General features: G+C 57.8%; 25 protein-coding genes. 11 read left to right on the forward strand and 14 right to left on the reverse strand.

Annotated features, from left to right (window positions below; translation table 11 throughout):
* From AAE484_RS14400 to AAE484_RS14440, 9 genes are all read right to left on the reverse strand, one after another.
* On the reverse strand, positions 1-287 hold a 287-nt coding region (locus AAE484_RS14400; protein ID WP_341939114.1), incomplete at its 3' end, for a GNAT family N-acetyltransferase.
* 36 nt (positions 288-323) lie between these two features.
* A complete protein-coding gene (locus AAE484_RS14405; RefSeq protein ID WP_341939115.1) occupies positions 324-791 on the reverse strand; it encodes a GNAT family N-acetyltransferase in 468 nt (155 codons plus the stop codon).
* Between the two features lie 67 nt (positions 792-858).
* A complete protein-coding gene (locus AAE484_RS14410; RefSeq protein WP_341939116.1) occupies positions 859-1,161 on the reverse strand; it encodes a hypothetical protein in 303 nt (100 codons plus the stop codon).
* Between the two features lie 24 nt (positions 1,162-1,185).
* Positions 1,186-1,347, reverse strand: a complete 162-nt coding sequence (locus tag AAE484_RS14415) for a hypothetical protein (RefSeq protein ID WP_341939117.1) — start codon at positions 1,345-1,347, stop codon at positions 1,186-1,188.
* An 87-nt stretch (positions 1,348-1,434) separates the two neighbouring features.
* The gene (locus tag AAE484_RS14420) at positions 1,435-1,953 is read right to left on the reverse strand and encodes a GNAT family N-acetyltransferase (RefSeq protein WP_341939118.1); all 519 of its coding nucleotides are present in this window, start codon (positions 1,951-1,953) and stop codon (positions 1,435-1,437) included.
* 20 nt (positions 1,954-1,973) lie between these two features.
* The gene (locus AAE484_RS14425) at positions 1,974-2,609 is read right to left on the reverse strand and encodes a DJ-1/PfpI family protein (RefSeq protein WP_341939119.1); all 636 of its coding nucleotides are present in this window, start codon (positions 2,607-2,609) and stop codon (positions 1,974-1,976) included.
* A gap of 413 nt (positions 2,610-3,022) precedes the next feature.
* Positions 3,023-3,382, reverse strand: coding sequence for a VOC family protein (locus tag AAE484_RS14430; RefSeq protein ID WP_341939121.1), 360 nt, complete (start codon positions 3,380-3,382; stop codon positions 3,023-3,025).
* 8 nt (positions 3,383-3,390) lie between these two features.
* On the reverse strand, positions 3,391-3,801 hold the full coding sequence (locus AAE484_RS14435; protein ID WP_341939122.1) for a hypothetical protein: 411 nt from the start codon (positions 3,799-3,801) through the stop codon (positions 3,391-3,393).
* Positions 3,788-4,621, reverse strand: a complete 834-nt coding sequence (locus AAE484_RS14440; RefSeq protein WP_341939123.1) for an N-acetylmuramidase family protein — start codon at positions 4,619-4,621, stop codon at positions 3,788-3,790. Before AAE484_RS14440 ends, AAE484_RS14435 begins: the two co-directional genes overlap by 14 nt.
* 209 nt (positions 4,622-4,830) lie before the next feature.
* On the opposite strand from AAE484_RS14440, the gene AAE484_RS14445 reads away from it, so the two are divergent.
* Together AAE484_RS14445 and AAE484_RS14450 are read left to right on the forward strand one after the other, a co-directional pair.
* Positions 4,831-5,835 (forward strand): histone deacetylase family protein, encoded by a 1,005-nt coding sequence (locus tag AAE484_RS14445; protein ID WP_341939124.1) that lies wholly within the window; start codon positions 4,831-4,833, stop codon positions 5,833-5,835.
* A 99-nt stretch (positions 5,836-5,934) separates the two neighbouring features.
* The gene (locus AAE484_RS14450; protein ID WP_341939125.1) at positions 5,935-6,765 is read left to right on the forward strand and encodes a hypothetical protein; all 831 of its coding nucleotides are present in this window, start codon (positions 5,935-5,937) and stop codon (positions 6,763-6,765) included.
* A gap of 185 nt (positions 6,766-6,950) precedes the next feature.
* Here AAE484_RS14450 and AAE484_RS14455 read toward each other — a convergent pair whose 3' ends face one another.
* On the reverse strand, positions 6,951-8,531 hold the full coding sequence (locus AAE484_RS14455) for an ABC-F family ATPase (protein ID WP_341939126.1): 1,581 nt from the start codon (positions 8,529-8,531) through the stop codon (positions 6,951-6,953).
* Between the two features lie 266 nt (positions 8,532-8,797).
* Here AAE484_RS14455 and AAE484_RS14460 point away from each other — a divergent pair, with 266 nt between their 5' ends.
* Positions 8,798-9,067: an Lpp/OprI family alanine-zipper lipoprotein gene (locus AAE484_RS14460; protein WP_341939127.1), complete on the forward strand. Its 270-nt coding sequence runs from the start codon at positions 8,798-8,800 to the stop codon at positions 9,065-9,067.
* A 25-nt stretch (positions 9,068-9,092) separates the two neighbouring features.
* Here the strand turns inward: AAE484_RS14460 and AAE484_RS14465 are convergent, their stop codons facing one another.
* Positions 9,093-10,055, reverse strand: coding sequence for a L,D-transpeptidase family protein (locus tag AAE484_RS14465; protein ID WP_341939128.1), 963 nt, complete (start codon positions 10,053-10,055; stop codon positions 9,093-9,095).
* A gap of 214 nt (positions 10,056-10,269) precedes the next feature.
* On the opposite strand from AAE484_RS14465, the gene ahpC reads away from it, so the two are divergent.
* Both ahpC and ahpF read left to right on the forward strand, forming a co-directional pair.
* Positions 10,270-10,836 carry an alkyl hydroperoxide reductase subunit C gene (gene ahpC / locus AAE484_RS14470; RefSeq protein WP_341939129.1) on the forward strand — a complete coding sequence of 189 codons (567 nt, stop codon included), beginning with the start codon at positions 10,270-10,272 and terminating at the stop codon, positions 10,834-10,836.
* An 82-nt stretch (positions 10,837-10,918) separates the two neighbouring features.
* On the forward strand, positions 10,919-12,526 hold the full coding sequence (gene ahpF / locus AAE484_RS14475) for an alkyl hydroperoxide reductase subunit F (RefSeq protein ID WP_341939130.1): 1,608 nt from the start codon (positions 10,919-10,921) through the stop codon (positions 12,524-12,526).
* Between the two features lie 61 nt (positions 12,527-12,587).
* On the opposite strand, the gene AAE484_RS14480 is transcribed toward ahpF, so the two are convergent.
* Positions 12,588-13,718, reverse strand: a complete 1,131-nt coding sequence (locus tag AAE484_RS14480; RefSeq protein ID WP_341939131.1) for an endonuclease/exonuclease/phosphatase family protein — start codon at positions 13,716-13,718, stop codon at positions 12,588-12,590.
* A gap of 291 nt (positions 13,719-14,009) precedes the next feature.
* Here AAE484_RS14480 and AAE484_RS14485 point away from each other — a divergent pair, with 291 nt between their 5' ends.
* From AAE484_RS14485 to AAE484_RS14510, 6 genes are all read left to right on the forward strand, one after another.
* Positions 14,010-17,156, forward strand: a complete 3,147-nt coding sequence (locus AAE484_RS14485) for a TonB-dependent receptor (RefSeq protein ID WP_341939132.1) — start codon at positions 14,010-14,012, stop codon at positions 17,154-17,156.
* Between the two features lie 65 nt (positions 17,157-17,221).
* Complete coding sequence (locus AAE484_RS14490) at positions 17,222-17,560, forward strand: hypothetical protein (RefSeq protein ID WP_341939133.1); 339 nt, start codon at positions 17,222-17,224, stop codon at positions 17,558-17,560.
* Positions 17,561-17,659: 99 nt separating this feature from the next.
* Positions 17,660-19,033: a TolC family protein gene (locus AAE484_RS14495; RefSeq protein WP_341939134.1), complete on the forward strand. Its 1,374-nt coding sequence runs from the start codon at positions 17,660-17,662 to the stop codon at positions 19,031-19,033.
* Positions 19,030-20,004 carry an efflux RND transporter periplasmic adaptor subunit gene (locus tag AAE484_RS14500; RefSeq protein WP_341939135.1) on the forward strand — a complete coding sequence of 325 codons (975 nt, stop codon included), beginning with the start codon at positions 19,030-19,032 and terminating at the stop codon, positions 20,002-20,004. The genes AAE484_RS14495 and AAE484_RS14500 overlap by 4 nt, the downstream gene beginning before the upstream one ends.
* Positions 20,005-20,019: 15 nt before the next feature.
* Positions 20,020-23,112 (forward strand): efflux RND transporter permease subunit, encoded by a 3,093-nt coding sequence (locus tag AAE484_RS14505; RefSeq protein ID WP_341939136.1) that lies wholly within the window; start codon positions 20,020-20,022, stop codon positions 23,110-23,112.
* Positions 23,113-23,820: 708 nt separating this feature from the next.
* Positions 23,821-24,375: a CBS domain-containing protein gene (locus tag AAE484_RS14510; RefSeq protein ID WP_341939137.1), complete on the forward strand. Its 555-nt coding sequence runs from the start codon at positions 23,821-23,823 to the stop codon at positions 24,373-24,375.
* Between the two features lie 58 nt (positions 24,376-24,433).
* Here AAE484_RS14510 and AAE484_RS14515 read toward each other — a convergent pair whose 3' ends face one another.
* Positions 24,434-25,837 (reverse strand): PTS galactitol transporter subunit IIC, encoded by a 1,404-nt coding sequence (locus AAE484_RS14515; RefSeq protein ID WP_341939138.1) that lies wholly within the window; start codon positions 25,835-25,837, stop codon positions 24,434-24,436.
* A gap of 189 nt (positions 25,838-26,026) precedes the next feature.
* Entirely contained in the window at positions 26,027-26,875 is an 849-nt protein-coding gene (gene metF, locus AAE484_RS14520; protein WP_341939139.1) for a methylenetetrahydrofolate reductase [NAD(P)H], read from the reverse strand.
* Between the last annotated feature and the right edge of the window lie 27 nt (positions 26,876-26,902).

Consider the following 26,902-nt stretch of genomic DNA (forward strand, 5'->3'; position numbering starts at 1 on the left):
ACAGAAGTTGGCCACTGTGGCCTAGCTCTACTTATGGCCCCTGTTAAAAATGGGGGGATTACCATTCCGACAAAGGAGCCATCCTCTTTATTCAGAACCGCGTAGCTATTCCATTCGGACCCAGCACCGTTGAGTTTTCCTATGCGTGCATCAAACTGCTCGGAGATCTGCTCTTCAGGCGGCACATCGAAACACCAATGCACTACCTCTGGATCACTCACAAGGGCCACAAAGTCGCTTCTATGAACCTCCGCCAGTGGAGTTAGACACAATCTTCTGGTTTCCATATTTCACCACTGCGGGTTTGGCACATGATGCCGCACTTACCCGCTCGTCGAATTCATTTCCTGAGTATGCGTTCTCTCTACAATCGCATCGATAGCACGATCATCTAGCCGGGCGTGTCGTACCTCTTCGAATATTTGAGCTCCTGAGCGCTCGTAGAAGCTCCTTCCCCGATCATTGTCTGTGGACACAATCCAGTCTATACGCCCACAGCCTGTCTCTTGAGCAAGGACACACAACTCAGAGAGAAGCGCCTCTCCCACACTGTTTCCCCGGAACTGGGGATAGACAAACAGGTCGTCGAGCCAAATCCCGGGCTTAGCGATGAACGTGGAGTAAATACTGTAGTACGTTGCGATTCCCACAGCCTCGCCCTGAACCATAGCCAGAAGTGCAGGAGCCTTAGGTTGCAGGGAGAAGAACGCTTCTTCGATGTCAGATTCCGTAGATTGAAGTGAACTCAAACACCCGTCAAATTCTGCCTTTCCTCGAACGAGGTCCAGCATCGCAGCGGCGTATTCTGCGTTTTAATTTGCATAACTTTCACGGACACTATGACGCTGCCTTGTTTTGTTACAAGGTTTTCCGTTTCTTTGCTAGAATTTTTAGTGCGCTAGAGTCCCGGTTGACGATTCGGTCGAGCGTTTGAATTAACTGACTGCGCGATACCGACACCCACTTATTTTGACCCATGGCGCCAATCATAGACATCATGCTTGCCGTGGCAATAACGATGGTATATTCATGCTCCACGTTAAAAGCCTCTAGTAGTATTAATACTGCTAGCGCAATTGAAGATAGTGCCATCAGGGCATCAACCGCAAATCGATCACGCTTTGCTTTTATCAGATTGTCAACATCCTTCTCTTCAATCATTGGTATTCTTCCTTCTATGGTTCGTTACACACATGGCGCCGCAACCCGACGGATCGCATCTTCGGGCTGAGAAAAACTCATTGCAATCGACCAGAAGGTCGCAGTACTAAGATCCCAGAACATCACCCAATATTTCCAGATATAGGATTTATTACCCTTCTGTCTAATCTCAGCCCATTTTTTCATGTATATCTCCTAAAGGGCTCATTCGTACGTCCCTTGGGAAGCGTGGTGTAAAGAAGCCTGTCCCGCGCGGCGCCCTGTTGGCGATTGCTACGATTTTTCGGGATTAAGCTTTGAGGTAAGAACATGGTCCTCCCAAACGCCGTTGATCTTGAGGTACTTCCTCGCGAGCCCCTCTTCGAAAAATCCCATGCGCCTCAAAAGGTTAGCAGATCTTGTGTTACGGGGCATGTAGTTGGCCATGACCCGGTTGAGCCCGAGCTCTTGGAATGCATGGCTATTGGCGGCAGCGCATACTCTTTTCATCATTCCGTAACCTTCGTGATCCTTCGATACCCCATATCCCATAAAACAGCCCTGTAGTGGGCCGTAAACGATGTTGGTCAAAGAGCAGTGAGCGACAACCTTTTCTTCAATCAGTCCAAGAAAATGAGCGGCTGTTTCATCTATATGCTGCTTCTCATAGTCAGACAATCTTTGCTTCAGTGACTCCAGGCTATAGTACCCAGTCTCTCGAGTGGGCTCCCATGGAATAAAATGCTCCCGATTTATAGAGTAGTATTCCGCAAGCTGTGCGGCATCCTCTTGTTTTGCTAAACGTATTTCCATAACTTAGCCCACTGCGTTGGTCACGCCCCGCATTGTTGGGTGCCGGTCTCGGGTTGCCTGGGAATATAGGGACGAATATTCTCTATCGCCCTTGAAACATACTCATCCTTCTCGCCAATAGGGGCGACATAACGCAATGCGGCGTCAGCGGCTTCTAAACTCGCCAACCTTGTTATGACCCAGGCAGCGAGATACTGCGACGCCAAGCAGCCCCCTGCCGTAGCGATGTTTCCCGAAGCGGAAAAGGGTTGATTTAACACGTCAACTCCAGCTTCCTGTACCCAGGGTTGAGTTGTGAGGTCAGTGCAGGCTGGTACTCCATCCAGAAGCCCAAGTTTGGCCAGGATAAACGTGCCCGAACACTGCGCGCCAATGAGCTGACGATCAGGATCAAAGTTCAGAGCGGACATGATGTGAGTGTCTTTGACAATCTCACGCGTGTTGACGCCGCTCCCAACAACGACTGCATCGGCGAAAGGTAAGTCCGCAAGGCTCGACTGGCCCTGTACAGTAACTCCGTTCATTGAAGTGACTGAAGTCTCTGGACAGCAGAGGGTAACGCGCCAGTCGGCCAGCTTTACTCGGTTTAGCACGGAAAGCGCCAATAACGAATCGACCTCGTTGAAGCCTTGAAAGGTGAGTATGGCAATGTGCAATTTTTTGACCTCAGATGTTCTAAATAGCAGTTTGCGCCGCTTATACAGGTCCTGGCTTTAATCAGGGTGCTGTGTTGGTCGCCGGTTTGACCCACGGTTTATGCCGAATGGGTGCGTCCCCAAGACGACAATACGAATAAACGCGTATACCATTGCAACGAAAAGGATGTGCGAGAAATCGAACCTGTAGGAGTCTTCCAGCCAAACGCTGCCCATTTCAACGGCAAAAAGCACCCAAAAAGGCAACGAAACGATAAGGATGAGTACCCTGATATTGGGTTTGACTTTGTCTGGCCGCTCCATGTTCATTAGCACCTAGTTGTAGAGTTCAGTAGACGATAAGGCCCGATTATCGGGGCCGTTATGACTTGTGTTCCAGCACTGCCTTGCGGTGTAGTGCCACGGCGAATGGTCTAAGCATCAGGCTCAGACCACACCGCATACTCATTGCCGGTTGGATCGGAGAAGTGGAACCGGCGGCCTCCCGGGAATGAGAAAATATCCTGAACGACCCTGCCTCCCGCTGATTTTACCGCTTCAACTGTCGCCTCCAGGTCTGAGCTGTAGAGCACCACCAGCACACTTCCGTTGTCGGTTGAAGCGACCTTGTCGGATTTGAAAAACCCGCCATCCAGCCCTGCGTTTACTATGGCGACATACTCGGGCCCATAGTCGACGAACGACCACCCGAAGGCGGCACTGAAAAATGCCTTGGTCGCTTCGATATCCCGGGAGGGTATTTCGACGTAATTGATCTTTCCTGTTTCTTTCATGGGAGTCCTCATGGCAACTCAAATTTCAGATTCCCCTCGGCACCGTCGGGACTGGGCATGGAGGGGCAGAGCCACATGGCTTCGTAGGTGACCACCAGCTCGCCGTCCGCTTGAGAGTTCACCTCGGCATTGAAAGTCTCGTCGCCCTTATCGGGGCACCGGTACCGCTCCAGTTGTTCGATGATTCTGGCGTTTATTTCCTCCGCTTTGCGGGGGTGCGCCTCGCTTTTGAATACCGGGTACCGATGATCGATTTCCCAGTGACCCAGGGGCGAGTCGCTGTCTGTGATGCGCTCCTGGTGCTCTTTATAGCGGTGGGTCAGGGTGTCGCTGGATGCCTCCTGGTCCGCCTGGCAGGACAGAGTCAGGCCGCAGGCGAGCGACAGCAGGGCGACTTTGATGGGCTCAGGTGTCGGCAAAACGTTGGTAAGCCTCTTCAAGTTTCTGGTCGTATTGGTTGCGGGCATAGCCGGGGCCATTGTAGTGGCGGGCAAAGGCTTCCCAGTCCTTGTTTTGTAGATAGCTTACCAGCTCTTTGCTTTTGATGAATGCGGCCAGGGCGAGCAATTGCCTGGCTTCCGATTCTCGCATGGCGTCGACAAAGTCTTCGACGGTATCGTAGCCCGCGTCCTTGTGATTGAACCCCATGATCTGGAAGGCGCCCCAGGAAGTTGACTTCATGGCGGCCGATTCATCCAGTGCGGCGGCTTCCCGGTAGCGCTCGTATTCTTCGACTCCGCCCTTGTAGTGCTTTTGGGTCCAGCGACGGTAGGACAGGGTGGGGTGTGACTGATCGTACTGCCCACCCGTGAAGCGTGAGAACCAGTGGCCTTCGAACAGGATCTTGGGTTCGTCATTGTCGAGAAACCCCTCGCCCCGGCTCTCCACCGTGGCGACGGACTTGAGTGTGGCGACATCAACGTCCAGTAGCTTCGCGGCCCGGGCATAGTCCGCATCGGTGATGCCCTGGGCAGGGCCGAATGTCTCAAAGTTCTGAAGCTCGGCCAGGGTTTTGCCGTTCGGGTCCACGCGGCCGTCGGGGTGGACGAAGCCGAGCGCCCGGCGTTGGAACTCCTCAATCGCACCGATGGTGGCCGGGCCGATGAGACCGTCCACGGCAAGCGGCGCCAGGGGTGTCAGGCGGTAGAGGTTGTGGTTCAACAGCGTCTGCACTGTGCGGACATCGTCTGGATGGTTTTTGCCGCCAGCGCCCACCGCGTGGGTGATGGTCAACGCCATGGGTCAGCTCCTTGAGGGTTTCCGTTCACCGCAATAGCGTTTATTTTTAGCATTTGGCGGGCGACATTGCAAAAGTCCGACGCCCGCGGGCCGGAAGTCTGGGTGATTTTTGGCGTCAGGACTTGTGCTGGAACGGAATTGTGTGCGATACAGTCGTTAACAATGATGTGAATGTGAATCGTTGACCAGCCGACGTTGAGGAGCTCCAAGTGAAAGCCTTTTTTCATCCCAGCCAGGACAAGCATGCCCCGCAATCCTATCTGACCCGCGGTCAGATGCGGGCCCCCCAGGAACTGCCCACCCGGACCCCGGAGCTGATCAAAGGTCTCGAAGCGCTGGGCGTCAAACCCGAGCAGGCCCGTGACCACGGGATGGACATGATCGGCCGGGTGCACGATCTGGGCTACCTGCGTTTTCTCGAATCGGCCCACCGGCGCTGGCCGGAGGATTGGGGCGAAGAGGTGATGTCCAATATTTTTGTGCGCTCGCCCAACGCCCTAAAGGGCATTCTGGCCGAATCCGCCCGCTACCAGGCCGACGGCAGCTGCCCCATCGGCCCCCATACCTGGGAGGCCGCCTACTGGTCCGCCCAGAGCGCCCTGTCAGCGGCGGACGAGCTGCTGGCCGGGGAGCAGCTGGCCTACGCCCTCTGCCGGCCACCGGGCCACCACGCCCGGGTTGATGCGGCGGGTGGCTTCTGCTACCTGAACAACGCTGCCATTGCCGCCGAAGCCTTGCGCACCAAATACGAGCGGGTCGCGATCCTGGACCCGGATATGCACCACGGCCAGGGCATACAGGAAATATTCTACGAGCGGGATGATGTGCTCTACATCTCCATTCACGGCGACCCCACCAACTTCTACCCGGTCGTGAGTGGCTATGAAGATGAGCGCGGTGATGGGCCCGGTTACGGCTACAACATCAATATGCCCATGCCCCACGGCTCGCCCGAGTCCGTGTTTTTTGAAAAGCTGGCGGACGCGGCCGACGCCATCCGACTGTTCGAGCCCGATGTGCTGATTCTCACCCTGGGCTTCGATGTCTACCACGAAGACCCGCAGGCCAAGGTCTCGGTCAGTACCGAGGGCTTCACGCACATGGGCGAAGGCATCAAGGCTATGGGGCTGCCGACCCTGGTTGTGCAGGAAGGGGGTTACCACCTGGAGTCATTGGCCACCAATGCCCGCCACTTTTTTGATGGCTTGCGCTGATACTGTTTTGATTGTTTGCGCTGATGCTCTTTTGATGGCTTTCGAATGATGAACTGTTCGGTACTTTGTTGCCGATGATTGATGAACAGGAGCGTCTTGATGGAGCTGTCGGCATTTGCCAGGTCTTTTCTTTTCAATGCAAAGAAACCCAGGTTTCGGGATTATCCGACCCTGGAGGAAAGTACGAAGGGACTGCCCGGGTTGGAAGCCAACCTGGAGCGGATAGGTGAGCACCAGAGGCGCTTGTGGGCCAATCAATCCAAAGCCGTTTTGTTGGTTATCCACGGGCCCGATACCAGCGGCAAAGACAGCCTGATTCGTACCCTGGCCACCTTTACCGACCCTGCCGGCTTCCACGCCTGGTCTTTCGGCCGGCCCAAAGGTGCGGAAACCCGGCATGACTTTCTCTGGCGGGTAGCGCCATTGTTACCGGGCTTTGGTGAAATGGTGGCGTTCAACCGAAGCCACCATGAAGCAGTCATCGCCGAAAGGGTTTGGCCAATACACGAGTATGAGAGCTACAACTGGGAGAACCGTTATAAGTCCATCCGACACTTTGAGAGCCACCTGGTCGAGGAGGGTACCCATCTGATCAAGGTATGGCTGAATCTGTCTGAGGATGAGCATCGTCAGCGCCTGATCAAACGCCTCGACAAACCCCGGAAGCGTTGGAAATTCGACAGATCTGATATAGACGGCTGGGAGAAAAGACACCAATACGAAGCCTTTGCCGAGCAGGCCCTGCTTGCCACCCACACCGAGGAAGCCCCCTGGTTTGTCGTGCCTGCGGATAACAAGCCCGCAACCAGACGCATAGTGTCGGCTCTGTTGGCCGAACAACTTCAAAGGCTGGCGCCGGACTACCCAAAAGAGGATGAAGAGGTGCTCGACGAATACCGCCGTCTGCTCGCCAGGAGTGGCGTGGAGTGACACCTTCTGTTTTATGTTTTCTCCGTTTTTATAGGCTACTTTCCTCACCAAGCAGCCACCGGGGCCAGGTCTTGACCTATGAATTCAAGTTTACAGACTTGACCCCGATCTCGCGGCAAGCCGCACCATGTTTCCACGCATCCTGATCTACTGCGGCATCATCAATCCGGCGCTTTTATGGAGTCTCATAGCCCCTGGCTGCGGAGGTACTCGTCATATGAGCCATGAAAATCGACCAGCCCGTCGGGTTTCATATCGATGATCCGGGTCGCCAGGGAGGAGACAAACTCCCGGTCGTGGCTGACGAAGATCAGGGTGCCGGGGTAGTTTTCCAGCGCCAGGTTGAGAGCCTCGATCGACTCCATGTCCAGGTGGTTCGTGGGCTCGTCCATCAGCAGCACATTGGGGTTGATCAGGCTCAGCTTGCCGAACAGCATGCGACCCCGCTCGCCCCCGGAGATGACCCGCACCGACTTTCTCACATCGTCGTTGGAAAACAGCATCCGGCCCAGGGCGCCGCGCACCAGCTGTTCATCGCCGGTGGTCCACTGCTGCATCCACTCGAACAGAGTCGCCTCATAGGCAAAGTCGTCGCTGTGGTCCTGGGCCACATAGCCCACCTCGGCCTGCTCGGCCCACTTGATGGTGCCCTGGTCGGGCTTCACATCCCCGTAGAGGCAGCGCAGCAGGGTGGTTTTACCCGCGCCATTGGGACCGATGATGGCAATGCGCTCACCCGCCTCCACATGCAGGCTCAACTCCTCGAACAATGGCTTGTCGAACGCCTTGCCCGTTTTTTCCAGTACCACCGCCTGGCGGTGCAGCTTCTTGTTCTGGGAGAAGCGGATGAATGGGCTCACCCGGCTGGAGGGCTGAACCTCTTCGAGTTTGATCTTGTCCAGTTGCTTGGCCCGTGAGGTGGCCTGCTTGGCTTTGGAGGCGTTGGCGGAGAAGCGGCTGACGAAGGCCTGCAGGTCGGCAATCTGGGTCTTTTTCTTGGCGTTCTCGTTATGCAGCCGTTCGCGCGCCGCCGTGGAGGCGGTCATATAGTCATCGTAGTTGCCCGGGTAGAGGCGCAACTCACCATAATCCAGGTCCGCCATGTGGGTGCAGACGCTGTTGAGAAAGTGCCGGTCGTGAGAAATGATGATGATGGTACTGTTGCGCTGGGTCAGGACCCCTTCCAGCCAGCGGATGGTGTTGATGTCCAGGTTGTTGGTAGGCTCATCCAGCAGCAATACGTCCGGGTCGGAAAACAGCGCCTGGGCCAGCAGTACCCGCAGCTTCCAGCCCGGGGCGATGGCGCTCATGGGGCCGGTGTGCTGCTCTTCCGGAATTTCCAGCCCCAGCAGCAGTTCGCCCGCCCGGGCCTCGGCGGTGTAGCCGTCCATTTCTGCGAACTGCACCTCCAGCTCGGCCACCTTCATGCCGTCGTCTTCACTCATTTCCGGCAGACTGTAAATGCGGTCGCGCTCGGCTTTGACCCTCCACAGCTCGGTGTGGCCCATGATTACCGTGTCCAGCACGCTGTACTCCTCAAAGGCAAACTGGTCCTGGCGCAGCATGCCCATCCGGACGTTGGGCTCCAGCATCACCTGTCCGCCCGAGGGTTCCAGATCGCCCCCCAGTATCTTCATGAAGGTGGATTTGCCGCAACCATTGGCCCCGATCAGGCCGTAGCGGTTGCCGTTGTTGAACTTGGCGGAAACGTTTTCAAACAGGGGCTTGGCCCCAAATTGCATGGTGATATTGGCGGTTGAGATCACAAATAGGGTCCAGCTGGGAAGTGGGCGCCGAGCCTGGGCGCGAAGGGAGCGCATTCTACCGGATATCCGCCCGCGCGCCTATGCCGCCGCGAAGCCCACAATGTGAAGTGATATGCAAAAAAATGCTCAGTTTGGGCGCTATGCTCTCGTTCTGTTATGATTTTTGTGCAATTTCATTTAGAGTATAAGCAGTGTCGGGTTCCTGGTTGTGCTAGCTGCAGTCGCCGACATATGTAATTTTTCATCCTTATGGAAGGAGTTTGACTATGATCGTGAAGAAACTAGCATCAATGAGTGGTATTGCCGTTCTGAGCCTGGGTCTGCTGGCTGGCTGTGCCACCAACAGCAGTGAAGTTGAGCAAGCGCAGACCGATGCCGAGCGCGCACTGCAGGTGGCTGAAGAAGCGAAGCAGATCGCCCAAGAAGCGTCTCGCAAAGCCGACAGCGCTCAGTCCAGTGCCGATTCGGCCAACCAGTGCTGCCAGGACAACAGGCAGAAGCTGGATCGTGCCATGGAGCGCATGCAAGAGAAGTAATCGCGCTCTGCATCCCCTCCGGCTCTCATTCCGGAGGGGATGCTGGTTTCCTGGAAATCACGTAGGGCATACCATCCGCCCGCTTGGCGACCTCGGTCACCCACTCCCAATCGACTGTTCCCTCCAGTTCGTCCCGGCGTTCCGTCAGTACATCGCTTATCCGCCGAATCAGCTCCCGTTCCCGATCAAACGCAGTTTCCTCTTCGCCGCCGTAGACACTCGGATGGACCTCCGCCATCAATGAGCCCCCGACCAGCGCCACCTTGATCGGTTGATCCACAATGACCACGGGCGTCTGCAGCGGAACCTGTTCCACCAGAGACTCGATATTTTCGGGGTAAAGCCGCACACACCCCTGGCTCACCCGCATTCCGATGCCGTCGGGGCGGTTGGTGCCGTGAATCAGATAGCCGGGAATGTCCAGCATCATGGCGTACTCGCCCAGCGGGTTGTCCGGCCCGGGCGGTATCGTGCGGGGGAGTTCTTTGCCCCGGGAGGCGTAGTCCGCCCGCACGTTCTCTGTCGGATACCAGGCCGGGTTGTGCATTTTCATGGTAATCCGGCTCTGGCCCGTAGGGGTCTGACGGTCGGCCCGGCCAATGCCCACGGGGTAGGTGGTGACCTGCGGCTCGCCGGTTTCGGGGGCGGTGTGAAAATAGTACAGGCGCATCTCGCCCCGGTTGAGCACGATGCCATCGCGCGGGGCATCGGGCAGCAGGAAGGAGGAGGGAATGGTGACCGGATTGCCCACACCGGGCAGCCAGATATCCAGATGGGGGTTGGCGCGGCGTATTTCCTCATAACCCACGCCCTGCGCGCGGGCGATATCCATCAGGGTGTCTTCTTCCCCGACTTCGACGATCCGCACCTCTCCCACCCATTGAGTGTCCGGGGTTGGCAGTGGGAGTGTCTCGGCGCTGAGACCGGAGGAGGCCAGCAGCCATAGCAGCGGGACTGTGGCGAGAGAGGCGAGTTTCAGGGAATACAAGGTTTCACGGCTCCGGATGACGGGACTACGGCGACATCATAACCAGCACGGCCCACTATTTCGAGTAAATACGCGTTTACTATCCATTTTTGCCATGTGATTTGCCAAAGCTATCACAGCCATTGTTATTGCAAACTTCTATAAGAGGGCGTTGTCTCATAGTATATGCGGCGTTGCTTATCACAAACCCTTCTTAACAGATCAGGAGCAGTTAATGTCTCGTTATATAGAATCCGAGTTGAAACCCTTTGAAGCCAAGGCCTACCACAACGGTGAATTCATCGATGTGAACGATCACAACGTGAAAGGCAAGTGGGCGGTGTTCTTCTTCTATCCCGCTGACTTCACCTTCGTGTGTCCCACCGAGCTGGGCGACCTGGCCGACAACTATGCCGAGTTCCAGAAGCTGGGCGTGGAGATCTACTCGGTGTCCACCGACACCCACTTTACTCACAAAGCCTGGCACGACTCGTCCGAGACCATCGGCAAGCTGCAGTTCCCGATGATCGCTGACCCCACGGGCAAGATCAGCCGCAACTTCAATGTCATGATCGAAGAAGACGGCGTCGCCGACCGCGGCACCTTTGTGATCAACCCGGAAGGCCGTATCCAGATCGTGGAAATCACCGCCGGCAGCATTGGCCGTGACGCCAGCGAACTGCTGCGCAAAATCAAGGCGGCCCAGTACATTGCCGCGCACCCCGGCGAAGTCTGCCCGGCCAAGTGGAAAGAAGGTGAAGAGACTCTGTCTCCCTCGCTGGATCTGGTGGGCAAGATCTAAGTTTCATGATGGTGTGCATCATTTCAGCCCGCCTTCGGGCGGGCCTTTTTTTACTTAAACGGTTAATACACAGGACACACTGATGTTGGATGCCAACCTCAAAAAGCAGCTGGACACCTACTTGCAGAATATCGTCAAGCCGATCGAGATTCGTGTGTCCGGTAATGACAGTGACAAGTCAAACGAATTGCAGAGTCTGGCCGAAGAAATTGCCGGGCTCTCGGACAGGATTGAACTCAGGTCCGGCGCCGGTGCGCGTCAGCCGGCCATGGCAATTGCCCCCACTGGCGAAGAGCCGCGGGTGAGCTTTGCCGGTATTCCCATGGGGCACGAGTTCACCTCGCTGGTTTTGGCCCTGTTGCAGGCTGGAGGGCATCCCTCCAAAGCCGATCCGGAGTTGCTGGAGCAGGTGCGTCAGCTTGAGGGAACCTTTCATTTTGAAACCTACATTTCCCTCTCCTGCCAGAACTGCCCGGACGTGGTGCAGGCGCTCAACCTGATGGCCCGCCTCAATCCCAACATCACCCACGAGATGATTGATGGTGCCCTGTTTCAGGAGGAAGTGGACGCGCGCCAGGTCATGGCTGTGCCGGCCGTCTACATGAACGGTGAGCACTTCGGTCAGGGCCGGATGAGTCTCCAGGAAATTGTGAACAAGCTCGATACGGGCGCAGCCGAGCGCAAAGCCGCGGCGTTGAGCGAGCGGGAGCCCTACGATGTACTGATTGTCGGTGGCGGCCCGGCGGGCGCGGCGGCCGCCATCTATGCCGCGCGCAAAGGCGTGCGCACCGGCATGGTGGCCGAGCGTTTTGGTGGCCAGGTGATGGACACCTTGGGAATCGAGAACTTCATCTCGGTACCCTACACTGAAGGCCCGAAGCTGTCGGCCGGTCTGGAACAGCACGTGAAAGAGTACGGGGTGGACATCATCACCGAGCAGCGGGTCGCGACTCTGCAGCGCAAGCGGATGATCGACCTGGAACTGCAAAGTGGCGCAACCCTGTCGAGCAAATCGGTGATTCTGGCCACCGGGGCCCGCTGGCGCGAGCTGGGTGTGCCGGGTGAGGACACCTATCGCACCAAGGGTGTGGCCTACTGCCCCCACTGCGACGGCCCCTTCTTCAAGGGCAAGGATGTTGCCGTGGTGGGCGGCGGTAACTCGGGTATCGAAGCGGCCATTGATCTGGCCGGTATCGTCCGGCACGTCACTGTGCTGGAGTTTGCCGATACCCTCAAAGCGGACGAGGTGCTGCAGCGCAAGGCCCAGTCGATGGACAACATCGACATCATTGCCAGTGCGCAGACCACGGAAATTCTGGGTGATGGCACCAAGGCCAATGGCCTGAAGTATACCGACCGCGCCAGTGGTGAGAGCAGACAGCTGGATGTGGCGGGCATTTTCATCCAGATTGGCCTGATTCCCAACACCGAATGGTTGCAGGGCAGTGATCTGGCGATGAACCGTTTTGGAGAAATCGAGATCGACGCACGCGGTGCCACCTCCATGCCGGGCGTATTCGCCGCGGGCGATGCCACCACTGTGCCCTACAAACAGATCGTGATTTCCATGGGCGCTGGGGCCACGGCGGCACTGAGTGCTTTCGATCACCTGATACGCAGCTCCATGTCGCTGGAGCCCGAGGAGGTCAAGGCGGACAGTGAGTCAGTGATGGAGGCCGAACCTGCGTAAGCGCTTTCGCAAGCAACGGTACCGGAAAACGGGGCAGCCTTATTGAGGTTGCCCCGTTTTTTTAGAGGGCGACGTCCACCCAGACCAGGCGGTGGTCGGAACTGCTCTCGCGGTCTTCCACCAGGTAGGCCAGCGGATGGTCCTTCGGGGGCCAGAAGATACCGCTGTCCAGAATAGTCAGGTTGCTTGAGGGCAGAACGTAGTCGGCGCGCTGGCCCCAGCTGGCGGTATGCGACGGTGCATGGCGATTGTCCGGGCGCTGCTTCGCACCTCCCAGACTCTTGGGCTCGACCGGGGTGACACGGGGATGCTGCAACAGGGCGTTGATCGCCTCCGGTCGACTGTTGCCCTCCACCGGTGAGGCGTTCAGGTCGCCGACCACGACGAATCGGGCCGAAGAGTCGAGACCGCCCCTGATCCCCCGGTCGTCGTAAAGGTAGTCAGCCTCGCCAGCAATGTAATCCACCCAGAGGCGGATTTCGTCGTGATTGCGCCGACCGTTGCGATCCTCGGGACCATCAAACACCGGTGGCGTGGGGTGGCTGGCGAGCAGGTGCAGCGTCTGTTTGCCCACCTCGATCGGCAGATCCCAGTGTGATTTGGACGATAGCCGGAACAGGCTCCAGACCTCGGGCGAGTAGTAGGGCGTGCCATCGGGCTCGGTGGGGATAAGCGCGGCGGGCATGTCCCGCCACTTGAACATTTGAAAGGTGCGAGCCCGCGGGATATTGATGGGGTAGCGGCTCAGCACCACCATGGCGTACTGGCCGGGAAAGTGACCATAGCCGTAAGTATCATCGGGGTGGCTGATGGTGCCATCGCCATCCACATCGACCGGCATCAGTTCGCCAGTGTTCACCGGCGCCAAGTAGACGTGGGGGTAATGAATGGTTTTCTGCCCGGACTGCGAGCGTCCCAGGTACTGTTGTTGAAACTGATCAATGCCCTGGCGCTGCGGCTGGATATAATCGAACTCGTTCAGCAACAGAATATCCGGCCGGACGCGCTGAATTATCTCTGCAATATTGCGAATCTGGGGGTGGTCACCGCTGGCGAGATGGCGCTTCAGTATGTCAGGACTCAGCGATAGTTCACTATCGGTATAGTTCTGCGCTTCCATGCTGACATTGAAGCTCGCGATGCGCAGACGCGGTGGCGGATCCCGCTCCGGTGTTGAGTCCCTGTCAGACATGGTACAGGCCATTCCCAGAAATACCGCTGCACCAAAAGGCGTCAGCCGGCGGATTAAGCACAAAAAGGTGGCAACCATGGTTTCCACTGTGGGCCATCTAAAAATCAGATAGTAGCGCTTTTCAATGCCGCTGTCATGGCCTCTCACCAGATGTCACAGAGTCGTCACATGGGCGTCATCCCGTTTTAGCATTTCCTCCCTATAGTCATTGCCCAGACACGTGTGCATCCCCGGGCTCATCACCGACCAAGGGGCTGTTCACGGCAATTCTGGTAATCAGGGGAATGATGCATGAAAAACGTTTTTACTCCAGGGGCCATCGGCCTGGCGATCGCGCTGGCCTCCGGCCTGGCGGCACCCACACTGGCCCAGGAAACCAGCTCGGCCATTCAGGGGATGGTCACCAACGCCAGCGGCAATCCGGTGGGCGATGCCACGATTGTGGTTACGCACCAGCCGACCAACAGCCGCGACCAGCTCACCACCAACGATGCCGGCCGATTCTCGGCGCGAGGCCTGCGGGTGGGCGGGCCCTACACGGTCACCATCACCTCCGACGAGGGGCAGCGCACGATCGAAGATGTGTACCTTTCGCTGGGCGATGACCAGTCTCTCAATGTTGTCCTTCGCTCTACCGCGACGGAAGACATTCTGGTCATGGGAAACATTCAGGAGCAGGATTTCGCCGCTGTGGGGCCGAGTTCCACTTTCGGTCTCGGGGATCTGCGCAACGCGCCGGCGATCAACCGCGATATCAAAGATGTGGTCAGGATTGACCCGCGCATCTATGTTGACGAGGGCTTCGCCGACTCTGTTCAGTGTGCCGGCGCGAACCCGCGATTCAACAGCCTGACGGTCGATGGCGTCCGGCTGAATGATAATTTTGGCCTAAATAGCAACGGTTACCCCACCGAGCGTATGCCTTTTTCCTACGACGCGATCGAGCAGGTGTCGGTCGAGCTGGCTCCCTTTGATGTGCAGTACGGCGGTTTCAGTGCCTGTAACATCAACGCGGTGACCAAGTCGGGCGAGAACGAGGTGAGCGGTTCCTTCTTCTTTGACTATACCGACGATTCAATGGGTGGCGACTCGCTTGAGGGCGATGATATCTCGATTGCCCCCTTTGACGAGCAGCGTTACGGCTTCTCCGCGGGTGCCCCGATCATCAAAGATAAACTGTTTATCTTTGCCGCCTATGAAAAGCTCGAGGGCGTCAGCACCTTTGATCGCGGACCGGCTGATTCCAGCGTAGCTACCCCGGTGGAGGGTGTATCCCAGGCGCAAGTCGATGAGATCGACCGCATTGCCCGCGAACTCTACGACTATGATCCGGGCGGTTTGCCTTCCAGCCTGCCGGTGGAGGATGAAAAGCTGTTGGTGAAGCTCGACTGGAATATCAACGAGGATCACCGGGCGGCTCTCACCTACAACTACAACGACGGCTTCAGTATCGCGCAATCCGATGGCGACTCCGACGAGCTGGAGTTTTCCAATCATTACTATGAGCGTGGGGCGGAGCTCAATAGTTACGTCGGTCAGCTTTACTCGGACTGGACCGATCGCCTGTCGACCGAAGTGAAACTCGGTTACCAGGAGCTCGACAACCGTCAGGAACCTCTGGGTGGCGTCGACTTCGGTGAAGTTCAGATCAGCACCGAAAATGATCCCAACAACGATGGCACTCCCTCACGCGCGACCGTCTACCTGGGGGCGGACGATTCCCGTCATGCCAACAAGCTCACCTATGAATCTCTGAACCTGAAGTTGGCGGCCACTTATGCGCTGGACAACCAGACCTTTCTGTTTGGCTACGAACGGGAAGAGTTTGACGTGTTCAACATGTTCATCCAGGAGTCTGAGGGTGAGTATCGCTTTGGTTCAATCGAGGACTTCGAAGCGGGCACACCCAATAGAATCACTTACGAAAATGCGTCCGGCACCAACGTCAAGTCTGATGCCGCCGCCGAGTTCGGGTATACCATCAACACCTGGTATCTGCAGGATGAGTTCTATGTGGGGGCGGCCGATGTCAAGGTGGTGGCCGGTCTTCGCTATGATCTTTACGAGAGTGACGATCTGCCCGCCTGGAACCGGGATATTCTCAACACCTACGGACTGGACAATCAACAGAACCTGGATGGTAAAGACCTGTTGCAGCCGCGCCTCGGTTTCAACTGGGACGTTAATTCCCGGATGGAAGTGCACGGCGGTGTCGGCCTTTACTCGGGCGGTAACCCCAACGTGTGGATTTCCAACAACTACTCCAATGACGGTGTGACCCAGGTCGAGGTTCAGGATCGCTCGGGCGAGTCGGTGTTCGATATGGACTACACCGGTGAAGGACGTCCTATTTACGATATTCCCCAGGATCTCTTCGACTCCGTGGCGGCCGGTGAAGGCAGCGCCGGGGGCGTCAACCTGCTGGATCCAGACTTTGAAATTCCGTCGGCCTGGAAGTATGCGATCGGCGGCAGCTACGATTTCGGCAACGACCTTCTGGTGTCGACCGACCTGCTGTACAGCAAAAATCAGGACTCCGCCATCGTTTCAGACATTTCACGCGTGCAGACCGATACCGCCGTTGATGGTCGTCCGATCTACGGCAGCGTCGATGGCCGCAGCCAGGACTTCATGCTCACCAACGTCAAAGGGGATGCCGGTGAGTCTCTTACTTTCTCTCTGGGCTTGAGTAAAACCTTTGACTTCGGTCTGGAGACCGCCTTTGGTTACGCCTACACCGACTCGGAAGACGTCAACCCCATGACCAGTTCGGTGGCGTACTCCAACTACACCAACCTGGCGACCGCCGACCCGGAAAACCCCGGTCCGGCTACCTCGAACTACAACATTCCCCACCGTTTCACCGCGAAGCTAGCCTATGAAAGCAACTTCTTTGGAGACTACGCAACCCGGGTCACGCTCTTCGGTTCCGCTAACGAAGGTCGTCCCTACAGCTACACGTTCAATAATGGTTTCCTGTTTGGCGACTCCACCGGGTGGGTTGAGCGGCATCTGCTCTATGTGCCCACCGGGGTTGATGACGCAAATGTCGTATTTGGTGATGAGTTCGATACCGATGCCTTCTTTGCTTTTGTAGATTCGGAAGGACTGAAGCGGGGCGAAATCAGCCAGCGTAACGACTTCAACAGTGACTGGTGGGCCAAGTTTGACCTAAAGCTGGAGCAGGAACTGCCGGGTTTCATGAGCAACCATCGCTCTTCGCTTTACATGGTGGTGGAGAACCTGGGTAACCTGCTCAACGACGAGTGGGGCGTGCAGTACGAGACCAGCTTCCCGCGCATGCAGACCGCCGTGGATGTCAGCATGGATGATCGGGGTCGCTATGTGTACGAGTCCTTCCGCGATCCCTCCGGTCCCACTCGTGTGGGCGGGCCCTCGCTGTGGGAGCTGCGTATAGGCTTCCGCTACGACTTCTGACCCGGGTTCGGCGTCAGGTCCGGTGAGCTTGTAGTGTTTGCCTGATTGCTAGTACACTTTGGAGCATGAAGAAAAGCTCCCTGATCCTTTTTTTAATGCTGGTGGCCGTCGCGAACCTCGTCTTCGCGGCGGACTGGCATGAACTGGTGACGGGAGACGAGGCGGCGTTGGAGCATTTGAGCAGCTCTGACGGTAACGTCGCTGCCGACCACCAAGATCATGATCATCCGCCCGGGGGCAGCTGCGTTCACAGCCACAGCTGCCATGCCCACGCCCATGTTTTTTTCGTTGAAACCGGTGGTTATGGCCTTCGCCTGCCCACCGGTCACCGCTGGCAGGCGGAACAACTGCCGTTACCCCCTCAGCATTTCATGGCACCTGATGTGCCCCCTCCCATCGCCTGATTTCACTTCCTGGAGAACAACTGTCGATCGCTTTTGCCCGGAGCCTTGCCCGGTGCGGATCGGCAAATTTCTACCACTGAAATATCAGGCAGGTAACACATGTTTCACTCTCTATTCACCCGTCCGTCCGGGCGGCATGGGGTATTGGGGCTCTGGGCTTTTCTGCTGGCCATGGCCGCCGCGCCCGCCGGAGCGGGTTCAGCCCCCCTATCGCTGAACGAAGCGTTGGCCCACACACTGGAACGCCATCCCGAGCTGGCGCAGTTTCCCTACCGTCGGCGCGCCGCAGAGGCCCGTGAGCTCCAGGCGGGTTTGATCCCCAATCCGGAACTGGCCGTTGAAGTGGAAAACATCGGCGGCAGCGGCCGCTTTGCCGGTACGGACTCGGCCGAAGCCTCGCTGGTGCTGAGCCAACTGATTGAGTTGGGCGGTAAGCGTGGACGGCGCGAACAGGTCGCCCGCTACCGCACCGATCTGGTGGACAGCGACTACCGGCAAGTCCGCTGGCAGGTGCTCGCGGAAACCGTACGCCGCTTTCTCAGCGTGGCCGAAGCCCAGCAAAACATCCAACTGGCGGAGCTGTCGCTGGAACTGTCGCGGGAAAGCCGCGAGACCATCCGGCAGCGTGTCCAGGCGGGAACGACAAGTGACGCCTCACTTCAACGCTCGGCCATTGCGGTCACACGGGCCGAGCTCGCCGTAGACTCGGCCCGGCAGCAACTGGCGTCCGCGCGCGTGGCGCTGGCCGCTCAGTGGGGAGAGAGCGAACCGGATTTTGAACGGGTCCGCGCCGAGCTCTATCAGCTCGTGGCTTTGCCGGAGTTCAACCGGGTTCGCCGTCACCTGGAAAATGCACCGGAACTGTCTCGCTATATCACCGAACGACGACTTCGCGAAGCGGAATTGCAACTGGCTCGAGCTCGGGGTCGGCAGGACGTTCGAGTCGGGTTGGGCGTCAAGCAGGTACAGGAAACTGACGACCACGCCTTTACCCTGAGCCTGTCCATGCCGCTCGGCGTCAGCGATCGCAACCAGGGCGAAGTCCGAGCCCGTCGGGCCGAATTCGAGCAACTGGCGCTGGAAGAGAAAGCCTCCCGGGTAAATTTAATGGCCCGAATCCAGGGGCTTTACCAGGAGATGGAAGTGTTTCGCGGCACCGCGCTTCGTTTGCGAGGTGAGGCACTGCCTTCGGCGCGCGCCGCGCTTGACAGTATTCGCAGGGGTTATCGGGAGGGCTTGTATACCTATCTTGATCTGGTGGATGCACGGAGGGAGCGTCTGGCGGTAGAGCGTGATGCCCTCAAGGCGGCCGTCAATTTCCACCAAACCCTGGTAACTCTGGAACAACTGACTGGCACGGGCCTGACAGGACAGTGGACTTTGACCCCCGATGGAATTGAGGGGGCCACCGAACCCTACGAACCGTCTGAACCAGAGCCCCGCCCCTACAATGAACAAGCAGGTGAATCATGAAGCCGTTATCGAATGTCCGGATTTTAATGATCAGTATGATGCTCGCCCTATCCGGCATAAGCATCAACCTACAAGCACAGGACGCCGAGCACCGAGCGCACGAGGAAGAAGCCCATGGCGGACATAACGCACATGACGAGCACGAAACGCAGAGCGCCTCTGTTGATGCCGAAACGTTAAAGGCGTTGGGTGGAGAAATCAGAATCGCCGGTCCCGGTACAGTCCGCCAGACGGTCTCCCTGCCCGGTGAAGTTCGCCTGAACAAGGAAACGGTTGCCCAGGTCAGCCCTCGCTACCCGGCCCAGGTTGTCGATGTCAGTGCCCGAATCGGTGATTCCGTGGACGCTGGCGATACCTTGGCCGTCGGTGAAAGCTCCCAAACGCTACAGCGATTCCCTCTAAAATCGCTCATACGTGGCACGGTCATCGACCGGTCCGCAACGCTGGGCGAGCAGATCCAACCTACAGACGCCGCTTTCGTCGTGGCGGACCTGTCAACGCTTTGGGTTGATATTGCGCTCTACCCACGGCAGATCGGGCACGTGCAGAAGGGGCAGCCGGTTCGAATCACCACAGCGTTCGGTCCCGACCCCGTCAATGCCAGGATCGACTACCTGGATCCCGTGGTCAGCGAGCAGGTGCGCACTGGCCTGGCCCGAATTTTTCTCGACAACGCTTCGGGCGAATGGAAGCCCGGAATGTTCATCGAGGCCGAGGTGACGCTGTCCGAGTCTCAAGGGGACGTGGTGGTTCCACTGACCGCCGTGATTGAGTATGAGGTTCGTCAGGTGGTCTTTGTGCGCGAGGAAGAGAGCTGGCATCCCCGGCCGGTCACCCTGGGTGCAAAGGACCGGGATCAGGTCATCATCCAGTCCGGACTCGAGGCGGGTGAACAATACGTCGCTAAAGGCGGTTTCACACTGAAAGCGGAGTTGCTCAAGCGCGGCTTCGAATCGGGCCACAACCACTAACAGTCGGAGGTTTTTATGCAAGCGATTATTCGAGCCGCGTTGCAAAACCGGCTGCTGGTGGTGATCGCACTGGCCACCGTGATTGGCGGCTATGCCGCCTATCGGAGCCTGCCGGTGGATGCCTACCCGGACATTTCACCCTCGCTGGTACAAGTATTTGTTGAAACCGAGGGGTTGGCCCCCGAGGAGGTTGAAAAATATGTGACCTACCCGCTGGAAAGCGCCATGAACGGTTTGCCGAAGCTGGACCACGTCCGGTCGGTGTCCAATTTCGGTCTGTCGGTAGTCAACATTTATTTCGAGGACGGCACCGACATCTATTTTGCGCGGCAACTGGTCAGTGAGCGCCTGCAGCAGGCGCGGGAGGCGATTCCCGACGGGTTTGGCGAGCCGGTCATGGGCCCGATTACTACCGGGCTTGGGCAGATTCTGTTCTACGTGTTGGAAGACACCAGCGGCGAGTATAGCCGCACCGAAATGCGTGAAATCCAGGACTGGATCGTCAAGTTCAACCTGCAGACGGTCAAGGGCGTGACCGAAGTGCTGTCCATCGGCGGCAACGTCAAACAGTTCCAGGTGCGCATTGATCCCAAGGCGCTGTTGCGCTATGACATTTCCCTGCCGCAGGTCAAACGTCGGATCGAGGCGAACAACGCCAACGCGGGTGCCCAGTTTATCATCCAGAACGACGAGCAATACATCGTTCGCTCCGTCGGTCTGGCAGAAAATCTGGATGACTTGCGCAACATCGTGGTCAAAAGTGTCGATGGTGTTCCGGTCTACCTGCATCAGCTCGGTGACCTGACTATTGGCGGTGAAATTCGTCGGGGGCTGACCACCAAGGATGGCAAAGGCGAAGCCGTGGTCGGCATGGTGCTCAAGCTGATTGGCGCCAACACCTCCAACGTGATCAGTGCCGTGAAGGACGAGCTGGCAACCATTAACGCCAATTTGCCGGAAGGCATTGAAGTCAGTCCGTATTACGATCAGGCACAGCTGGTTGAAGCCGCCGTCTCCACCGTTACCAATGCGTTGTTGCAGGGTATTGCGTTGGTTGCGATCGTGTTGCTCGCCTTTATGGGCGGTTGGCGCCCCAGCCTGGTGGTGGCCTTGTCGATTCCCTTCTCGGTGTGTCTGGCATTAATTGCCATGAAGTGGTTTGGGATTTCCGCCAACCTCATGTCTCTCGGTGGCCTGGCGATTGCCATTGGTATGATGGTGGACGGTGCCGTGGTCGTAGTGGAGAACATTGACCGGCTCTTGCGTGAATCCTCCCCAGATGAGTCGCGCCTGCACATTGTGGCGCGAGCCAGTCAAGCGGTAGCCCGACCGATATTGTTCGCCATCAGCATCATCATCGTGGTGTTTCTGCCCCTGTTCAGCTTGCAGGGCGTGGAAGGCGCGACCTTCCGCCCCCTGGCCTACACCGTGTCGCTGGCCATGGTGGGCTCCTTGATTTTCGCCTTGGTGGTGGCGCCGGTGGCGGCCTCACTGTTAATGCGTCGTCCGAAATCGGGCCAATCCTCCAGTGAGCCTGGCGGGTTGATTGGCTTTATCGCCCGTGGGTACCGACCACTCCTGAACGGTATTATTCAGCGCCGCTGGATTGGGGTGACTATCGCCGGTGCTGTTCTTGCGGTCGGGGTGGCTGTCGGTCCGCGTCTCGGCTCGGAGTTTGTGCCCCGATTCAACGAGGGGGACTTGCTGATTCGAGCCACCATGGCACCCTCCATCTCCCTGGATAAAGCCAAACAGTCCATGACGCTGTTTGAGCGCCAGCTTCTGGAACGCTTTCCCGAGGTGACTCAGGTAGTGACACGCATAGGGCGCGGTGAAGTGGGCGCGCACGCTGACCCGGTGAACAGCGCGGAAATTTTTGTCGGGCTCAAGCCCAAAGACCAGTGGCAGACGGCCGAGACGCTTGATGGCCTATACTCTGCCATGAGTGCCGAGTTCGAAGACTTTCCGGGCACCAAGTTCAACTTTACCCAGCCTATCGCCGCCGCCGTGGACGAACTGTTGACCGGCACCAAAGCCGAACTGGCCGCGAAGCTTTTTGGTGATGACCTCAGCGTTCTCGACCGCAAAGCCACGGAGATCGCCGAGGTCATGCGTCGTGTCGCTGGTGGGGAAGACGTGCAGAAGGACCAGGTGGGTGGTACGCCCCAGGTGCAAATCAAGTTGGACCGGGAGGCCATTGCCCGCTATAACCTGAATGTGTCGGAGGTGCAGGAAACCATCCGCATTGCCGTGGGCGGCGACAGTGCCGGTCAGGTGTTCGAAGGTATTCGCCGGTTCGATATCTACGTACGCCTGGAAGAGTCTTCAAGAGACCGAACCGACGTCATTCGGGACCTGAAGGTTCGCAACGAACAGGGCCAGCAGATTCCTCTCAGCGAACTGGCCAGCGTGGAAGAAGTGGTTGGTCCACGGCAAGTCACCCGGGAGAACAACCAACGCTTTATCACCGTTCAGGCCAATGTGCGTGGCCGGGATATTGGCTCCTATGTGGCCGAGGCGGACCGGGTCATTGCCGAGCAGGTGGACCTTCCTCCAGGCTATTTCCTGAAATGGGGCGGGCAATTCGAACTTCAGCAGCAGGCCAACAAACGCCTGATGGTGGTGGTTCCGATTACCTTGGCGCTGGTATTTTTCATGCTGTACGCGAACTTCGGTTCACTGCGCAATGCGCTGCTGATCATGCTCAATATTCCTCTGGCGCTGGTCGGCGGTATTGTGTCGCTGTGGCTGGCAGGGCTGAGCCTGTCGGTACCGGCTTCCGTGGGTTTCATCGCTCTGTTTGGCATTGCGCTGGAGAACGGCCTGGTGCTGGTCAGTTACCTGAACGAGTTGGTGCGCGATGGTGTACCCATGACAAAAGCCTGTGTTCAGGGCGCGATGGCGCGCTTGCGCCCGGTCATCATGACCGCCGTCACCACCGGCCTGGGCTTGACGCCGTTGTTGTTTGCCACCGGGACGGGCAGTGAAGTGCAGCGTCCACTGGCGGCGGTGGTCATTGGCGGACTGGTCACAGCGACCATACTGACCTTGTTGATACTGCCCGCGTTGTACCCCTGGTTTTCCGACCCGAAGAACACAGACCAATAGCGGCGACCACCGATAGAGCGTCAGGGACGCGCAAGCGGTCAGCGCAATGGCAAACAGATTGGGTGAGACAGAGCGTCTGAGAAACTGCATTAGGGTCGGCATAACGCTTTCATCTTAGGAGGGCAGGCCGTCAATTGACAATATAGAGCCCCGGCGAAGGCGTAAAATGGTGTTGGCGTGGGGTTGAATCCTTGGCCTCACTTCAACATAGTAATCTAAAGTGTTGTTAAGGCACTTGCGTGCCAGAGTGCGCTTCGCTATGGTTAACATCAATGTGTTTAAAACGCTACCGGTAGCCCTATGATCCACCGCTCGCTACTTACCCTGTTCACAGCCCTGTTGTTGGGGGCGACGCTTTCGGCTCCGATGGTGGTGGCGATGGGGCAGGACCATGGGGTTAAAGAGGGAGCGGCCAAGTCGTTTTCACTAACCCCCGGGGAGTGGTCGTCGCTTTCGGATCAACCCTCTGATACCGAGACGGATGAAGGGATGACGCCCCTCGTGCTGGTCTCGGTGTCGACGCTGCCGCACACGTCCGGGAAGGCGCTACCGCTTCAACCGGTGGTAGCCCGCCCCTCCGAACGTCCTCCTGCCCGCGCTTCTCCTGCTTGCCTCTAGGTTCGATTGCAATACAAAACCCGGGCAATGGCCCACCCTTCGAATATTGACGAGTGCCACATAGGGTCGCTCGTCCAAGAGGCAGTTACCATGAAACCACTCAATGTTTATCGGTTGGAGCCGGTTGATCATCTAGTCCAGCCACGAGAGTTTGCAGACCTGGATGAACAGTCTCCCGCGCTATCGCTGATGACTGATTATCGTATCCATAAGCCCTACACCATCGATGCCGATGTGGCCGCGGTTGGTGTTGCCAAGTTGATGGTCATGGAAGGCGCGAGCTGCAAGCTGGTGGTGAATAAGCGGCAGGAATTTGTCGGATTGTTGACGACGGAGCGCCTGTCAGAGCAACACATCCTGGTGGCTCAAACGCTTCAGGGGGTTGATCGGAGCGAGGTCTCGGCGTCAGACATGATGCTGCCCAGGAGCGCAGTCCCCGCACTGGATTACGAGGCGCTTAAATCAGCCACTATTGGCGATCTGGTTCAGGCATTGCGCGAATCAGGTGAAACTCACTGCCTGGTTCTGGATCGTGACCAGCACCATATCCGAGGTGTGATATCGGTGGATGATATCGCCGATCGGCTGCATCGGGACGTTCCCATTGCGCCCAAGCGGTCCATAGCCCAGGCACTGACGTCCTGATTGACTCTGCATTAATCACAACGGGGAGCTGGTCGCAGTCCAGCCTCCCCGCTTGCTGTTACTGACGCTGCATCTGCTTGCAGCGCCGCCAGGTGGCAAGCATCATCAACAACAGAATTGCCACACCGCCCACGGCCCAAGGGTTACCCTGATAGAGTTGGAACAACAGATAGCGAACCTGATGCCCACCGTCGGTAAAGGCGGTGATCAGCCCCAGCCCTTCGGCATCAAAACCGGAGGTCTGGTTGGCCAGCTCGGTATAGAGCGGAGCGAGGTGAGTGGAGATCAGCAGGAAGGTGATGATCACCGGAATGCCCGCGAGCACCGCGCGGATGACATTGCCCCGGAACATCAATACCGAGATCGACATCACCGAAATCAGGTTGGGCAGATCACCCAGCGGCAGTACCCGGTTGCCAGGTAATACCAGAGCAATCGCTACGGCGACCACCATCAGAATCAGACCGGTGACGATCACTGACTTGTGGCTCATCAGAAAGCCGGTATCCAGTGCGACCACCAGATTTTTCCGGGACGGAAAACGCCGCTCCACCTGGGCGCGCAGCGCATGTGTAATGGGCATCATGGCCTCACCGATCAGCCCGGCGCTTTTGGGCAGAAGGAACATCACCGCCGCGATATGCACCGCCAGCTCCAGCGTCTGCTTGGTGTCGTATCCGGCCGCCAGGGCCAGCATCAGGCCGATCAGAATGCCGATCACCATCGGTTCGCTGAAAAACGCCAGCCAGCTCATGGAGTGATCTTTGTCCTGGCCTTCCTCTTCGTCGGCGGCCGGCACGTCGTGGCTGATCGCGGCCTTCTCCGGGTTGTAGGACAACCGGTTGAAGCCGGGGATGCGATCAAACACCCAGTTGATGCAGGCGGTATAGGGCACAATGCCGTTGACCGAGACCGGCGAGGCGGACACGCCCTCAAGCCCCAGCTCCCGCTGCACATCCGGCGCGGTCCATTCGGTGAGCTTGAAGCAGTACACCGCCAACAATAGCGTGGCCGAGAGTCCCAACACCATGCTGCCGCTGGTGGCCATCACCAGGGCGCCGATCAGGGCGAAATGCCAGTAGTTCCACAGGTCGATGTAGACGGTGCGGGTCCAGCCCACGGCGAGCATGAAAATGTTCAGAAACAGAATCAGCGGAATGGACAGCGCCGCCAGGGGAGAGGACCAGGTAATGGCGGCCAGTGGGGGCCAGCCCACATCGAGCACGTTGTACTCCAGGCCCCGGATGACCATCAGCTGCTCGACCGCCGGCTTGATGTTGGCGACAAAGAAGTCGAAGGCAATGAACACCCCGGCGAAACCCACCGCCAGCTCGATGGTGCTCAACAGGGATTTCTTGAACGGCAGCCGCACCGCCAGCGCGATGATGAAAATAATCGCGGGCAGCATCACATAGGCTTTGAAACTGAAGAAAGCGTCGAGCAGCTGTTCGATCGTGTCCACGGTGGGGTCCTGTAGTGATTTTGGTGCCGTGAACTCTAGTCGGTGGGCATCTGAGAGTCAAATTGACTTTATAGGGTCCGGGCGGCTTAGGTTGACGTGTGAAGGTGGGCGGAGCCCACCCTACAGTTGATCTGGGGTGGTATTCGGTTGAGGTGTGAAGGTGGGCGGAGCCCACCCTACGCCGGTCGTTTACTCGGGCTGCAGGCCCAGGTGCTTGACGATGTTGGCCACCGGTTCGTACTGGTTCATGGTGTAGAAGTGCAGGCCCGGCGCGCCGTTGTCCAGCAGGGTTTCACACAGCTCGGTCACCAGCTCTTCGCCAAAGGCCTTGATGCTGGCGCTGTCGTCGCCGTAGGCTTCCAGGCGCTTGCGCAACCAGCGCGGAATCTCGGCGCCGCAGGCGTCGGAGAACCGGGTCAGGTTCTGGAAGTTGATGATGGGCATCACGCCCGGATAAATGGGCTGGGTGATGCCCGCCTTGTGGCACTGGTCCATGAAGTAGAAATAGGCATCCGGGTTGTAGAAGTATTGGGTAATACCGCTGTCGGCGCCCGCATCGAACTTGCCTTTCAGGTATCTGATGTCGTCGTCATAGCTTTTCGCCTGCGGATGAATTTCCGGATAGGCTGCCACGGCCAGGTGGAAGTGATCGCCGAAGTGCTTGCGGATGAAGGCCACCAGCTCATTGGCGTAAATCATTTCATAGCCGCCGCCCACGCCCGAGGGCATGTCGCCACGCAGCGCCACCATGCGGGTGATGCCCGCCTCCTTGTATTCGGCAATCAGCGCCTTGATGGTCTCTTCGTCGTCGCCGCCAAACGAGAGATGGGGCGCAACGGGCACACCTTCGTTGTGGAAGTGTTTGACCAGCCCTTTGGTGTTGTCCCGAGTGGAGCCGCCCGCGCCGTAGGTGACGGAGAAGTAGTCCGGTTCAAATTCAGACAGTTTCTGGCGCACGTTCAACAGTTTCTCCCGGCCCTTGGGTGTTTTGGGCGGGAAGAATTCAAAACTCAAATGTGGTTGATCGGTGTCGGTCATTTTGGGTGGTGCTCTTTGGTCTTTTGG

The organism is Marinimicrobium sp. C2-29 (genome assembly GCF_038419845.1).
In the GTDB taxonomy this organism is placed as follows: Bacteria; Pseudomonadota; Gammaproteobacteria; order Pseudomonadales; family Cellvibrionaceae; genus Marinimicrobium.

Excerpts from the sequence above, each read along its gene's own strand:
- ahpC (WP_341939129.1), top strand. The coding sequence starts at position 10,270 with ATGTCTCGTTATATAGAATCCGAGTTGAAACCCTTTGAAGCCAAGGCC.
- AAE484_RS14505 (WP_341939136.1), top strand. The coding sequence starts at position 20,020 with ATGCAAGCGATTATTCGAGCCGCGTTGCAAAACCGGCTGCTGGTGGTG.
- AAE484_RS14430 (WP_341939121.1), bottom strand. The coding sequence starts at position 3,382 with ATGAAAGAAACAGGAAAGATCAATTACGTCGAAATACCCTCCCGGGAT.
- AAE484_RS14410 (WP_341939116.1), bottom strand. The coding sequence starts at position 1,161 with ATGATTGAAGAGAAGGATGTTGACAATCTGATAAAAGCAAAGCGTGAT.
- AAE484_RS14415 (WP_341939117.1), bottom strand. The coding sequence starts at position 1,347 with ATGAAAAAATGGGCTGAGATTAGACAGAAGGGTAATAAATCCTATATC.
- AAE484_RS14480 (WP_341939131.1), bottom strand. The coding sequence starts at position 13,718 with ATGTCTGACAGGGACTCAACACCGGAGCGGGATCCGCCACCGCGTCTG.
- AAE484_RS14460 (WP_341939127.1), top strand. The coding sequence starts at position 8,798 with ATGATCGTGAAGAAACTAGCATCAATGAGTGGTATTGCCGTTCTGAGC.
- AAE484_RS14510 (WP_341939137.1), top strand. The coding sequence starts at position 23,821 with ATGAAACCACTCAATGTTTATCGGTTGGAGCCGGTTGATCATCTAGTC.
- AAE484_RS14485 (WP_341939132.1), top strand. The coding sequence starts at position 14,010 with ATGAAAAACGTTTTTACTCCAGGGGCCATCGGCCTGGCGATCGCGCTG.
- AAE484_RS14500 (WP_341939135.1), top strand. The coding sequence starts at position 19,030 with ATGAAGCCGTTATCGAATGTCCGGATTTTAATGATCAGTATGATGCTC.
- ahpF (WP_341939130.1), top strand. The coding sequence starts at position 10,919 with ATGTTGGATGCCAACCTCAAAAAGCAGCTGGACACCTACTTGCAGAAT.
- AAE484_RS14405 (WP_341939115.1), bottom strand. The coding sequence starts at position 791 with ATGCTGGACCTCGTTCGAGGAAAGGCAGAATTTGACGGGTGTTTGAGT.
- AAE484_RS14490 (WP_341939133.1), top strand. The coding sequence starts at position 17,222 with ATGAAGAAAAGCTCCCTGATCCTTTTTTTAATGCTGGTGGCCGTCGCG.
- AAE484_RS14450 (WP_341939125.1), top strand. The coding sequence starts at position 5,935 with ATGGAGCTGTCGGCATTTGCCAGGTCTTTTCTTTTCAATGCAAAGAAA.
- AAE484_RS14495 (WP_341939134.1), top strand. The coding sequence starts at position 17,660 with ATGTTTCACTCTCTATTCACCCGTCCGTCCGGGCGGCATGGGGTATTG.
- metF (WP_341939139.1), bottom strand. The coding sequence starts at position 26,875 with ATGACCGACACCGATCAACCACATTTGAGTTTTGAATTCTTCCCGCCC.
- AAE484_RS14420 (WP_341939118.1), bottom strand. The coding sequence starts at position 1,953 with ATGGAAATACGTTTAGCAAAACAAGAGGATGCCGCACAGCTTGCGGAA.
- AAE484_RS14440 (WP_341939123.1), bottom strand. The coding sequence starts at position 4,621 with ATGGCGTTGACCATCACCCACGCGGTGGGCGCTGGCGGCAAAAACCAT.